General features: G+C 71.2%; 11 protein-coding genes and 1 riboswitch. Of the genes, 10 read left to right on the top strand and 1 reads right to left on the bottom strand.

Annotation, left to right across the window (positions count from 1 at the left end):
- Positions 1-45 precede the first annotated feature (45 nt).
- The 8 genes from CKCBHOJB_RS15060 to CKCBHOJB_RS15025 all read left to right on the top strand — a co-directional run bounded on the left by CKCBHOJB_RS15060 (position 46) and on the right by CKCBHOJB_RS15025 (position 8,088).
- Entirely contained in the window at positions 46-1,614 is a 1,569-nt protein-coding gene (locus tag CKCBHOJB_RS15060) for a PAS domain-containing sensor histidine kinase (RefSeq protein WP_281049470.1), read from the top strand.
- 44 nt (positions 1,615-1,658) lie between these two features.
- Positions 1,659-2,372 carry a response regulator transcription factor gene (locus CKCBHOJB_RS15055; protein ID WP_281049469.1) on the top strand — a complete coding sequence of 238 codons (714 nt, stop codon included), beginning with the start codon at positions 1,659-1,661 and terminating at the stop codon, positions 2,370-2,372.
- A 137-nt stretch (positions 2,373-2,509) separates the two neighbouring features.
- A riboswitch (cobalamin riboswitch) is annotated at positions 2,510-2,704 on the top strand.
- 48 nt (positions 2,705-2,752) lie between these two features.
- Positions 2,753-3,529 carry a 5,6-dimethylbenzimidazole synthase gene (bluB, locus tag CKCBHOJB_RS15050; protein WP_281049468.1) on the top strand — a complete coding sequence of 259 codons (777 nt, stop codon included), beginning with the start codon at positions 2,753-2,755 and terminating at the stop codon, positions 3,527-3,529.
- A gap of 314 nt (positions 3,530-3,843) precedes the next feature.
- Complete coding sequence (gene pqqD / locus CKCBHOJB_RS15045) at positions 3,844-4,146, top strand: pyrroloquinoline quinone biosynthesis peptide chaperone PqqD (protein ID WP_281049467.1); 303 nt, start codon at positions 3,844-3,846, stop codon at positions 4,144-4,146.
- Positions 4,115-5,329 (top strand): pyrroloquinoline quinone biosynthesis protein PqqE, encoded by a 1,215-nt coding sequence (gene pqqE, locus CKCBHOJB_RS15040; protein WP_281049466.1) that lies wholly within the window; start codon positions 4,115-4,117, stop codon positions 5,327-5,329. Before pqqD ends, pqqE begins: the two co-directional genes overlap by 32 nt.
- A 110-nt stretch (positions 5,330-5,439) precedes the next feature.
- Entirely contained in the window at positions 5,440-5,943 is a 504-nt protein-coding gene (locus tag CKCBHOJB_RS15035) for a hypothetical protein (RefSeq protein WP_281049465.1), read from the top strand.
- Between the two features lie 7 nt (positions 5,944-5,950).
- Positions 5,951-7,195, top strand: coding sequence for a 3-phosphoserine/phosphohydroxythreonine transaminase (gene serC / locus CKCBHOJB_RS15030; RefSeq protein ID WP_281049464.1), 1,245 nt, complete (start codon positions 5,951-5,953; stop codon positions 7,193-7,195).
- Positions 7,192-8,088 (top strand): dihydroorotate dehydrogenase, encoded by an 897-nt coding sequence (locus CKCBHOJB_RS15025; RefSeq protein WP_281049463.1) that lies wholly within the window; start codon positions 7,192-7,194, stop codon positions 8,086-8,088. Before serC ends, CKCBHOJB_RS15025 begins: the two co-directional genes overlap by 4 nt.
- 3 nt (positions 8,089-8,091) lie before the next feature.
- Here CKCBHOJB_RS15025 and CKCBHOJB_RS15020 read toward each other — a convergent pair whose 3' ends face one another.
- Positions 8,092-9,282, bottom strand: a complete 1,191-nt coding sequence (locus CKCBHOJB_RS15020; RefSeq protein WP_281049462.1) for a multidrug effflux MFS transporter — start codon at positions 9,280-9,282, stop codon at positions 8,092-8,094.
- 376 nt (positions 9,283-9,658) lie between these two features.
- Between CKCBHOJB_RS15020 and CKCBHOJB_RS15015 the strand changes: the two genes are divergently transcribed.
- Positions 9,659-10,873, top strand: coding sequence for a nitrate/nitrite transporter (locus CKCBHOJB_RS15015; RefSeq protein ID WP_281049461.1), 1,215 nt, complete (start codon positions 9,659-9,661; stop codon positions 10,871-10,873).
- A gap of 3 nt (positions 10,874-10,876) precedes the next feature.
- Entirely contained in the window at positions 10,877-12,559 is a 1,683-nt protein-coding gene (locus CKCBHOJB_RS15010) for a bifunctional protein-serine/threonine kinase/phosphatase (protein WP_281049460.1), read from the top strand.
- Positions 12,560-12,583 lie beyond the last annotated feature (24 nt).

The following is a 12,583-nucleotide window of genomic DNA, read 5'->3' as shown; positions in this document are numbered from 1 at the left end:
TTACCCTCGGGCGCGGAAGAGGGCAGTGGAGGCGGGCAGGAGCAAATGAGCGAGGATCAAGCATCGTCGGGGCAGGACGCGTTGACGCACAGCGAGCTCCGCCTGCGCCAGATCACCGACACCATTCCCGCGCACATCGGCTATTTCGACCACGACTGGGTGTTCCGCTACGGCAACCGGCGTTACGCGCAATGGTTCGGCACCACCAGCGAGGGCATGAAGGACCGCCCCATCCACGAGGTCATCGGTGCGCACGTGTTCGCCCAGGTCGAGGACAAGGTGCGGCGTGCGCTCGCCGGCGAGGAGGTGAGCTACGAGTACAGCATGCCCGGCCCGGGCGGCGAGATCCTGTATACCCGCAGCACGCTGGTCCCCGACTTCGGTCCCGGTGGCGAGGTGATCGGCTGCTACGTACACGCGGTGGACGTCACCGAGCAGCGCCGCACGCAGGGCGCGCTCGCGCAGGCGCAGAAGATGGAGGCGATCGGCCAGCTCACCGGCGGCCTCGCGCACGACTTCAACAACATGCTCACCGTGGTGATGGGCAACCTCCACGGCCTGGTCGAGGCGCTCGGCGACCACCCGGCGGTGGCGGAGTACGTCGAGCCCGCGCTGGCCGCGGCCGAGGGCGGTGCGGGACTGATCCGGCGCCTGCTCGCCTTCTCGCGCCAGCAGCCGATCGCGCCGGTGGTGGTCGAGGTCAACGAGCTGGTGCTCGACATGGCGCGCATGATCCGGCGCTCGCTGCCGAGCACGATCACCGTGTCCACCGCCTCGCGCGACGTCGACCTGCGCGCGCTGGTCGACCCCAACCAGCTCGAGAGCGCGCTGCTCAACCTCGCGCTCAACGCCCGCGACGCCATGCCCAACGGCGGCGAGCTGCGCATCGCATGCTCGCTGGAGTGCATCGAGGGCGCCGCGGCTGCCGATCTCGAGCTTCCGCCGGGCTGCTACGTGCAGATCGCGGTCGCCGACAACGGCACCGGCATGGACAGCGCGACGCTCACGCGGGTGTTCGAACCCTTCTTCACCACCAAGAAGTTCGGCCGCGGCAGCGGGCTGGGCATGGCGATGGTGTATGGCTTCATCAAGCAGTCCGGCGGCGGGGTTCGCATCCGCAGCCGGCAGGCGGTGGGGACCACGGTGTCGCTGCTGCTGCCGCAGGCGCCGCGCGAGACGGCGGTTCTGCCGGCCGCGGGCATGGCGGAGCCGGTTGACGACGTCGATGTGCCGTCCGTCGCGGCGCGTCCGCTCGAAGGCCGCCTGGTGCTGCTGGTCGAGGACGACGACAAGGTGCGCGACGTGGTGCGCAAGCAGTTGTCGGCGCTCGGCTGTGCGGTGCTCGAGGCCGAAAGTGGCCACGAGGCGGCCGACATGGTCGAAAATATCCCTGCGATCGCACTCGTGCTGTCGGACATCGTGATGCCGGGTGGCATGGACGGGCGCGCGCTGGCGCGCTTCGTGCGCCGCTTCCGCCCCGAACTGCCGGTGGTGCTGATGAGCGGCTACGCCGACAAGGCGGTGCCCGGCCGCGAGGATGCCGACGTCCGGGTGCTCGGCAAGCCCTTCACCCAGGAGCGCCTGCTCGAGGCACTGCACGCCGCGATCGCGTGAGGGCCGGCCCGCCCGGGTCGCGTCCATTGCGTGGAGACAGGGATTTGAGCGACAAGCCCCAGGCGCTGATTCACGTCGTCGAGGACGATGCCGCGGTGTCGCGGCTGATCACCGGCACGCTCGAGCGATTCGGCTACCGCCATGCGGCGTTCGCGACCGGCGGCGACTTCCTGCGCCAGCTGCGCGTGCAGGTGCCGGACGTCGCCATCCTCGATCTCGGCCTGCCCGACATGGATGGCATGGACGTGCTGCAGCAGCTGCGCGGCCGCTACCGCTTCGGCCTGCTGGTCGCCACCGGGCGCGACGATACCCATGACCGGGTGATGGGGCTCGAGCTGGGTGCCGACGACTACGTGGTCAAGCCCTTCGAGCCGCGCGAGCTCATCGCCCGCGTGCGCAGCATCCTGCGCCGCTACCAGCCCGAGCCCGCCGCCGATGCCCAGCCGCCCGGCACCGCCCACTTCGCCGGCTGGCGCTTCGAGCGCGCCACCCACCGCCTGATCTCGCCCGACGGCGTCGAGGACACGCTGAGCCTGGCCGAGTCGCAGTTGCTGATCGCCTTCCTCGAGCGCCCCAACCAGATCCTGTCGCGCGAGCAGCTGCTCGCCGGACGCGACGTGTGCGCGCTCGACCGCAGCATCGACCTGCGCGTGTCGCGGCTGCGCAAGCGCTTCGAGCAGGGCGGGCACAGCGGCAAGTTCATCAAGACGGTCTACGGCGCCGGCTACCTGCTCGCCGCCACCGTGAGCTGGAGCTGAGCGTGCGCGCCGCCGTCGGCGCCTGATCCGGTACCGATGCAGGCCACGCAGCGCCGAGGACGGGCAGCGACGGCGTGCGGCGAAGCGGGCTCGGGCGGGCCGACGGATGTACGTTCCCGCGATCTGCCGCTAAGATTCGCCCTCGTTTGCTTCGGGGTGCCCGCGCTCGCCGCGGGAGAATCGGGAAGGCGGTGCCAATCCGCCGCGCGCCCAGCGCCGTGAAGGGGATTGTCCGGGCGAGGTTCGCCCAGCCACTGGTCCGCGAGGACCGGGAAGGCGCCCGGACGAGATGATCCGCAGCCGGAAGACCGGCCTCGAAGCGTTTGCTGCAGCCGTCTGGTCGGCGACTGCCCACTGCTCGTAGCCAAGGGGAATACTTCATGAGCAGCCCGACACAGGCGCACTCCGCGCCCGCGCGCATTGATGCGCGCGAGCGTTTCCAGACCGATCCGCAGTTCAGCGCCGCCGAGCGCGACGCGGTGTATCGCGCCATCCACACCCGCCGCGACGTGCGCGGCGAATTCCTCCCGGATCCGATTCCCGACGAGGTGCTCGCCCGCGTGCTCACCGCCGCCCACCACGCGCCCTCGGTCGGCTTCATGCAGCCCTGGGATTTCATCGTCGTGCGCTCGCGCGAAGTGCGCGCGCGGATCCACGCCGACTTCCTCGCCGCCCACGCCGAGGCCGAGCAGATGTTCGACGAGGACAAGCGCGCCACCTACCGCAACCTGAAGCTCGAGGGCATCCTCGAGTCGCCGGTCAACATCTGCATCACCTGCGATCGCAGCCGCCACGGCCCGGTGGTGATCGGCCGCACCCACATCGGCGCGATGGACGTCTATAGCGCGGTGTGCGCGGTGCAGAACCTGTGGCTGGCCGCGCGCGCCGAGAACCTCGGCGTGGGCTGGGTCAGCATCCTGCACCAGCAGGCGCTGCGCGCGGCGCTCGGCATCCCGCCCGAGATCGTCCCGATCGCCTACCTGTGCGTCGGCTACGTCCGCGACTTCCACGCCCGTCCTGAGCTGGAGGCCGCCGGCTGGCTCAAGCGCGTGCCCTTGCCCCAGCTGCTGCACTTCGACGGCTGGCAGGGGCAGGCCGATGCGGCCGGGGAAGGCCTGGCCGAGGCCGTCCGCCAGGTCCGGCCCTTCCCGCGTTGACGAAGGTCAACGCCGCTGCAGGTCGCTGAAGAATCATGATTTTCGCGACCGCGGCCTCGCGATCGTGCTGATGGCAGGACCGCGATTGTGCGGATCCCCGGGCCCTCGCACGCGGGGATGATGATCACGAGCCGGCCGCCGCGCCGGTTCGCCCACCATCATTCCAGAGGAGACCCATCATGCAGTGGACCGACCCCGCGTATTGCGACATCCGTCTCGGCTTCGAAGTCACCGCCTACGTCTACGTGCGCTGAAGCCTGCCGCCCGGCCGCCCGCGGGCGGCCGGCGCCAGCCAACCCGGAGCGGAGGCCCGCATGACCGATACCGCCACCCCGCGCCCGCCCGCCGCGGACGAGCGCTACGCGCTCAACCCGATGTACCTGTTCCGCTGGGAGCCGACCCAGGACTCGCACGTCCTGCTCTACCCCGAGGGCATCGTCAAGCTCAACCAGACCGCAGGCGACATCATCGAGCGCTGCGACGGCAAGCGCACCGTCGCCGAGCTGGTCGCCGAACTGCAGCACCGCTACCCGGGCGCCGACGAGCGTGTCGCCGAGGGCGTGTACAAATTCCTGGAGGTGTTCCGTGCCAAAGGATGGATCCGTCGTCAGGCTTGACGGGCAGGGCAAGCCGCTGTGGCTGGTGCTCGAGCTCACCTACCGCTGCCCGCTCAAATGCCCGTGGTGCAGCAACCCGGTCGACTACGCCCGCGATGGCAGGGCCGAGCTTTCCACCGCGGAGTGGAAGCGCGTGCTGCGCGAGGGGCGGGAACTCGGCGCGCTGCAGCTCGGCTTCACCGGCGGCGAGCCGTTGCTGCGTGACGACCTCGAGGAGCTCGTCGCCGACGCCAGTGCGCTCGGCTACTACACCAACCTGATCACCTCCGGCGTCGGCCTGAGCGAGGAAAGGCTGATTGCGCTGAAGACTGCCGGTCTCAACCAGATCCAGCTCTCGCTGCAGTCCAGCGAACGCGAGCTCACCGACACCCTGGTCGGCGCACGCGCCTTCGACCTCAAGGTGAAGGTCGCGCACCTGATCAAGGCCCACGGCTTCCCGATGGTGCTCAACGTGCCGGTGTTCCGCCACAACATCGGCCAGGTCGAGGACATCCTCGCGCTTGCCGAGGACATCGGCGTCGATTACCTCGAGTTCGCCAACATCCAGTACTACAACTGGGCGATGGTGAACCGCGACGAACTCTTGCCCACGCTCGAACAGCTGCAAGCGGCCGAGCGCGCGGTGCAGGCGGCGCGCGCGCGCCTCGGCGAGCGCATGACCATCTACTTCGTCATCCCCGACTACTACGAGGGCCGGCCCAAGGCGTGCATGAACGGCTGGGGCGCGATCCACCTCACCATCGCGCCCGACGGCGCCGCCATGCCCTGCCAGGAGGCGCGCATCATCGAGGGCCTGGAGTTCCCTTCCGTGCGCGAGAAGAGCCTCGCCTGGCTGTGGAACGAGTCGCCGACCTTCCAGAAATTCCGCGGCGACGAATGGATGAGCCCGACCTGCCGCAGCTGCGACGAGAAGGAGAAGGACTTCGGCGGCTGCCGCTGCCAGGCCTTCCTGCTCACCGGCGACGCCTCGAACACCGATCCGGCCTGCTCGCGCTCGCCGCACCACCACCTGATCGGCGCGGCGATCGAGCGGGCCCACAGGCCCGGGCGCAAGGTGCAGCCGCTGGTGATGCGCAACGACGCCAATTCGCGTCTGCTCGCAAAGGCGGGTGGCTGCGCGGCGGGGGCGGCGGGAGAGCGCAGCGGGCTCGCCGTGGCACGGACGGAGCTCGGCCATGTCTGATCTGCTGCTGCGCGTGTTCGATTCCTCCGCGGTCACCGTCGGCCTGGGTGTCGCGCTGACCGCAGCGCTGGCGCTGCTGCTGCGCCTGGCGACGTGAGGCGGCGTCGGCCATGGACATGCTGCTCGAAGTCGCCGCGCGCTGGCTGCATTTCCTCGGCGCGCTGGTGTGGGTCGGCCACAACTACGCCACCGCGGTCACCCGTTCGCGCTACGTGCCGCTGACCGCGGCCGACCTGTCCGATCCGGACAGTCCACGCCAGCGCGCGCTGATGCAGCGCGAGCACGGCACCTTCCGCTACGCTTCGCTGCTGGTGCTCGGCAGCGGGCTGGCGATCCTGTGGGAGCGCGGCTGGCTGGCCGAGGCGCTCGGCCTGCAGGGCAGCCTGGCGCCGCTGGGCGTCGGCATATGGCTGGCGGTGATCATGGTGTGCAACCTGTGGTTCGTGCTGTGGCCGCACCAGAAGCGGGTGCTGGGCTTCGTGCCGGCGCCGCTCGACGAGCGCCTGCGCTGCTCGCGCATCACCTTCCTGTCGGCCCGGGTGAACACCATGCTTTCGATTCCGGTGCTGTTCTTCATGGGGGTGGGGGCGCATGGCGTCGGGCTGTTCTCCTGAGTCCGGCTTGCGGGCGTCCGCACCCGAGTCCTTCGCCGCCTGGCGGGCGCAGCCCGGCTACAGCTTCTCGGCAGCGGCCGGCCCGCTGCCGGTCGAGGTCGCCAACGAGGTCGCCGAGGCCTGCCGCCCGGGGCCGGGCTCGATCCTGAGCCTGCCCTTCACCTCGTCCGCCTACCGCGAGCTGCAGGCCGGGACCGAGGCCTGCCTGCGCCGCCTGCTGGCGATTCCGGAGGCGTTCGCGGTGCTGTTCCTGGCCGGCGGGGCGAGCGCGCAGTTCGCGCTGGTGCCGATGAACCTGCTCGGCGGCGTGGAGGAAGCGGGGGCGACGACTGCGGCGCGGCGACCGACGGACGGCCCGCGGAGCGCTGCGGACGGGCCGACGGGGGTGGCGCGCGCGCTGTACATCGACAGCGGTCACTGGTCGCGGCGCGCGATCGCCGAGGCAAGTCGCTGCGCGGCGGTCGATGTGCTCGAGCTGCAGGCCCTCGTCCCTGACGACGACGGGCCGTGCCTTCCATCCGCGCGGACGGAAGGCGGCGGCCAGCCGCCCGCCTACGTCCATCTCACCGCGAACGAGACCGCCGACGGCCTGCAGTTTCCGGCCCTGCCGAAGACCGCAGTGCCGCTGGTCGCCGACCTGAGCTCCGAACTGCTGACCCGGCCGCTCGACTGGCGTCGGTTCGGCCTGGTCTACGCCGGCACGCAGAAGACCGTCGGCACGCCCGGGCTGACCCTGGTCATCGTCCGCCGCGACCTGCTCGGCCGCGCCCGCCGCGGCACCCCGCGGGTGCTGGATTACGCCGCGCAGGCCGCGGCCGAATCGCGCCTGTGCACCCCGCCGGTGCTGCCGGTCTTCGTCGCCCACCGCATGCTGCACTGGATCGAGGCCGCCGGCGGGGTGGCCGCGATGCAGGCGCGGCTCGACCGACGCCATGCGCTGCTCGCCGCCGCGCTGGCCGAAGGCGAGGCGGCCGGGCTCTACCGTCCGACAGTGCCCGAGGGCTGGCGCTCGCGGGTCAATCCCTGTTTCCGGCTGCCCGATGACGACACCACCGAGCGCTTCCTGGCCGCTGCGGAAGTTGCCGGCCTGCGCGACCTGCGCGGGCATCCCGAGCGCGGCGGCGTGCGCGTCAGCCTCTACAACGGTCTTGCCGACGCGGGTGTGGAAGCGCTTGCCGCCTTCATCGCCCGATTCGCGCGCGCTTCGGCACCTGCGCGCGCCGGGACTGCCGGGTACGGTGTGCTCGCATGATCCCGGCACTGAGCCCGCGCGCATTGCGTACGCGCTGGTCGGTGCAGGGGCTGGCACGCTGCGCGGCCGACGCGGTTCGGAGCGACGCCGGCCGCGGGGGTGCTGTGGCGGCGAGCGCGGTCGAGGCGATGGGGTTGCGTTTCGCTTCGCCGGTGCTGGTTGCGGCGGGACTCGATCGCCACGGCCGGCTGCTCGCCGATGCCGCGGCGCTGGGCATCGGCGGGGTGGAAACCGGCAGCCATCGTCCGTCCGCTGGTGGCCACCCGCCGCTGATCCACCTCGCCGCGGCGCGCCAGCCCAGGCTCCAGGGCGGGAGCAGGCCCTGCCACGGGCTGAGTCTGCTCGTGCCGAACGCCGAGCACGGCGCGCCGGTGTGCCGTGCCGCACTGCTGCGCGCTGCGCTTGCCGGCTGGCAGGCGCATGCCGACTACGCGGTGCTGAACCCGGGACGCAGTGGCGCCACGCCCGCCGAGTGCGTGGAGCTGCTGGCCGCGCTCGCCGAGCTGCGCGACCGCCTGCCGCGCCCACGGCGGCTGGCGCTGGTGGCCAAGCTGCCCGCGGCGTGGATGACCCGCGCCGAGGCCGCGGCCTGGGCCCGGCGGCTGGTCGGGGCGGGCGCGGACGGGCTGCTGGTGTCGGCCGAGGGCGCAGCGCAAGGGGCGACCAGGGACCTGGCGCGGCTGCTCGATGCGGTCGGCGCGCAGGTGTGCCTGATCAGCGTGGGCGGCATCGATTCGGCGCGCGAGGCCGCGGCGCGCCTGGCCGCCGGTGCGCGCCTGCTCCAGATCCATCGCGCCCTGCTGGTCGCGCCGAACGCGGCGCAGGCCCTGCTGGCCGATGTTGCGGCGCTGGGCGGCCGGCGCCGCCGCCGTGCTCGTCCCGTCTCCCGCTGAGGCTTACCCCGCCGCCCCCGGCCGCACCCGCTGCACCGGCACCCAGGCAATGAAGGCGACGGCGGCGCTGCAGACGGCCACGCCGACCACCATCGGCAGGGCGCTGCCGTCCATGTTGGCGCCCACCCAGAATGCGGCGCCGAAGGCCACCACCATCATCAGGCAGCCGGTGATCGCCGACGCGGCGCCGGCCGCCTTCGGGAAGGGCGCGATCGCGCCGCTCTGCCCGCAGGGCTGGTGCACCCCATGGCCGAGCATGAAGATGAAGGCGGGCACCATGATCGACCACACCGTGCTCACGCCGGCGAGTGCGAAGGCCAGCATCAGCCCTCCGCCGCCCAGCGACAGGGCGCCGCCGATCATCACGCTGCGCTGCACGCCGAAACGCAGGATCATGCGCCGGCACAGCATGGTGCCGGCGATGTAGAAGGCGGACAGCAGGAGCAGCAGCACGCCGTAGAAGCTCGGCGAGGTGCCGAGCAGCTTGATGAACACGAAGGACGACGCCGACAGGATGCAGAACAGCCCGCCGAAGGACGCGGTGCATAGCGCGGCGTAGGCCCAGAAGCTGCGGTTGCAGACGATGCCGCGCGCGGTGCGCAGCAGCACGCCGGGCTGCAGGGCCTCGGGGTGGCGTTCGTGCAGCGTTTCCTCGAAGTACCGGGCAACGACGAACAGGGTCGCGGCGCCCGCGACCGTGAGCGCCACCAGGGTGGCGCGCCAGCCGAACCATTCCGCCAGCAGGCCGCCGAGCCACGGGCTCAGGCAGGCGGCGACGCCCAGGCCGGACAAGCCCTTGCTCATCGCCCGCGCCCCCTCCTGCGGCGAGTACAGGTCGCGCACGATCGCCCGCGCGCACACCGTGCCCGCACCCATGAAGGCCCCCTGCAGCACGCGCCAGAACACTATCACCTCGATCGAGCCGGCCAGCGCGCTGCCGATCGCCGCCAGCGTGTAGCCCACCAGACCGATCAGCAGCACCGGGCGTCGCCCGACCCGGTCGGACAGCGGCCCCCAGAACAACTGAGACGCGCCAAAGGCGAGCAGGAGCGCGGTCAGGGTCAGCTGCGCCTGCGCGGGCACCGCGCCGAAGCTGGCCGTCAGCGCGGGCAGGGCGGGGAGGTAGAGGTCGGTGGTGATCGGCTGCAGGCCGAGCAGCAGCGACAGGATCAGGATGACGAGCGGCGAAGACATGGTGATCGCAATTAATCGATAAATAGAAAAATTATCGAGAAAATAACATGGATGAGGCGCCGAGTCCTTGCGTCGCACCTGCACGGGGGCCTTCAGCCTTATCGCCATTCCACCCATGCAGCGCGTTTTTCCAGCCTGGCAAGCCCTCGCACGCACCGCTCTTGTGCACCGCACACCAAGCTGGTGCATGGCCGTCCGCGAGCCTCGAGGCCAAGCTGCTGATTCAGAACGATTTCAAACGTGGCACGAGGCTTGCTGAGCCTTCCTCGGCACAGCGCCCGATCCGCCAGCGCCGGTGGGTCGATTTGGCAACGAAGTCATGCGCTGGAAATTCCCGCACCGCCGGTGCGTTTCGAGCACGACTCTGGAGCCCGACATGGACAAGAAATCCTTCCTGCAGGCCGGCCACACGCCGACGCTGATCGCCGCCTTCCTGTATTTCGATCTCGCCTTCATGGTGTGGGTGTTGCTGGGCCCGCTGGCGGTCGGCATCGCCGCCGACCTCGGCCTGTCGCATGCCGAGAAGGGCCTGATGGTGGCCACGCCGGTGCTGGCGGGGGCGCTGCTGCGCATGGTGATGGGGGTGCTGGTCGACCGCCTGTCGCCGAAGAAGGCGGCGATCATCGGCCAGGTGATCGTGATCGGCGCGCTCGCCTACGCCTGGGTCGCCGGCGTGCATTCGTTCAACGAGCTGCTGGTGCTGGGCGTGTTCCTCGGCGTGGCCGGGGCGTCCTTCGCCGCAGCCTTGCCGCTGGCCTCGCGCTGGTATCCGCCCGAGCACCAGGGCACGGCGATGGGCATCGCCGGCGCCGGCAACTCCGGCACCGCGTTCGCGGCGCTGTTCGCCCCCGGGCTGGCGCTGGCCTTCGGCTGGCACAACGTGTTCGGGCTGGCGCTGATCCCGCTCGTGATCGTGCTCGTGGCCTTCTGCTTCATGGCCAAGGATGCGCCCGATGCGCCCGCGCCCAAGCGCTTCGCCGAATACCTGGCCGTGCTCAAGGACAAGGACGCGTGGTGGTTCATGTTCTTCTACGCGGTGACCTTCGGCGGCTTCGTCGGCCTCGCCTCGTCGCTGGTGATCTACTTCAACACCCAGTACGGGCTCGATCCGAAGATGGCGGGCTACTTCACCGCCGCCTGCGTGTTCGCCGGCTCGCTGGTGCGCCCGATCGGCGGCAACGTGGCCGACCGCGTCGGCGGGGTGAAGTCGCTGACGGTGATGTACATCCTGGCGGCGATCTTCCTCGCCATCGTCAGCTTCGGCCTGCCCGAGGCGTGGATGGCGCTGGCGGTGTTCGTCGGCGCGATGCTGGCGCTGGGCATGGGCAACGGCGCGGTGTTCCAGCTCGTGCCGCAGCGCTTCCGCCGCGAGATCGGGGTGATGACCGGCCTGGTCGGGATGGCGGGCGGCATCGGCGGCTTCTACCTGGCGTCCTCGCTCGGCTTCGCGCGCCAACTCACCGGCAGCTATCAGGCCGGTTTCCTGATCTTCGCCGCGCTCGCCGTGTTCGCGCTGGTCGGGCTGACCGCGGTGAAGACGCGCTGGCGCACCACCTGGGGCGCGGCGCACCTGAGCTCGGCGAAGATCTGAGCCATGAACGCGCTGCAGGTCAGCCTCGGTCACGCCAGCCAGCAGGGGCCGCGGCCGCGCAACGAGGACTTCGTCGGCGCGGCCACCCCGGAGGGCGAGGAGCTCGCCGCCAAGGGCGTGCTGCTGGCGGTGGCGGACGGCGTGGGCGGCCACGCCTACGGCCGCGAGGCTGCCGAGCAGACCGTGCGCAGTCTGCTCGCCGACTACTACGCAACGCCGCAGACCTGGGGCGTGGACAAGTCCATCGACACCGTGCTCGGTGCGGTCAATCGCTGGCTGCTCGGCCAGTCGGCGAAGTCGCGCGACTATGCCGGCATGGCCACCACGCTGACCGCGGTGGTGCTGCGCGGGCGGCGCCACCACGTCGCCCACGTCGGCGATTCGCGCGCCTACCGCTGGCGCGACGGTGTGCTGCTGCGCCTGACCGAGGACCACACCTGGGCGCATCCCGAATTCGACAACGTGCTGCGGCGCGCGATCGGGCTCGAGGCCCGGCTGCTGGTCGATCACGACGACGGCGAGCTGGCGGTGGGGGACCGCTTCGTGCTGGTCACCGACGGGGTGTGGGCCACGCTGGGCGACGCCGGCATCGCCGCGGTGGTGGAAGCCCATGCCGATCCGCAGGCCGCGGCCGACGCGCTGGTCCTCGGCGCGATCCGCCGCGGCACGGCCGACAACGCGACCGCCCTGGTCGCCCGCATCGACGTGCTGCCCCCCGACAACCTGCGCGACCGCCTCGCCGACAGCCGCCGTCTGCCGCTGCCGCCTCGGCTCAAGCCCGGACAGGTGCTCGACGGCCTGCGCATCGACGAGCTGGTGCACGAATCGCGGGTGACGCTGCTCTATCGGGTGACGCGGCTGGCCGATGGTGTTCCGCTGGTGCTGAAGACCCTGCTCCCGGATGCCGACGACGAGGCCGCGAGCGCGCTGGTGCGTGAGGAATGGCTGGCGCGCCGGGCGCCGGGGAAGGGTTTTCCGCGCGTGTGCGAGCACGCGCAGCGCGACCACCTGTACTACCTGATGAGCTGGCACGAGGGCGAGACGCTGAAGGCCGCCCTCGGTCGCGGCCATCGCTACGCGCCGCACGAGCTGGTCGGCATCGGGCGCGCGCTGCTCGGCCGCGTCGCCGCGCTGCATCGGCTCGGCATCGTGCATCGCGATATCAAGCCGGACAACGTGCACATCGACCGCGGCGGCGAGCTGCGCCTGCTCGATCTCGGCGTGGCGGCGGCCGACGCCGAGGACCTGGCCGAGATCAACAACCCCGGCACGCCGTCCTACATGGCGCCCGAGCTCTTCGCCGGCAGCCCCGCCAGCCCCTCGTCAGACCTCTATGCCTGCGGCGTGACGCTGTACGAGCTGCTCACCCGCAAGTACCCCTACGGCGAGATCGAACCCTTCCAGCGCCCGTACTTCGGCGCGCCGGTATCGCCCGTCCGCTACCGCCCCGACACCCCTGCGTGGCTGGAGGCCGTGCTGCTCAAGGCCTGCGCGCGCGCGCCCGGCGAGCGCTTCGAGACCGCCGAGGAATTCCTGCTCGCGCTCGAACGCGGCGCCAGCCGGCCGCTCGCCACCCGCCGCCACGTGCCGCTGGTCGAACGCAACCCGCGCCTGGCGCTGAAGCTCGTCGCCGGCGCGTCCCTGCTGCTCAACCTTTTGCTGCTCTTCCTGCTCAGCCGGCACTGAGCGCATGCCTCCCCCCGAGATCGA

Origin of the sequence: Thauera sp. GDN1 (genome assembly GCF_029223545.1) — a bacterium.
Taxonomy (GTDB): domain Bacteria; phylum Pseudomonadota; class Gammaproteobacteria; order Burkholderiales; family Rhodocyclaceae; genus Thauera.
This window is presented reverse-complemented; position numbering and strand designations above follow the sequence as displayed.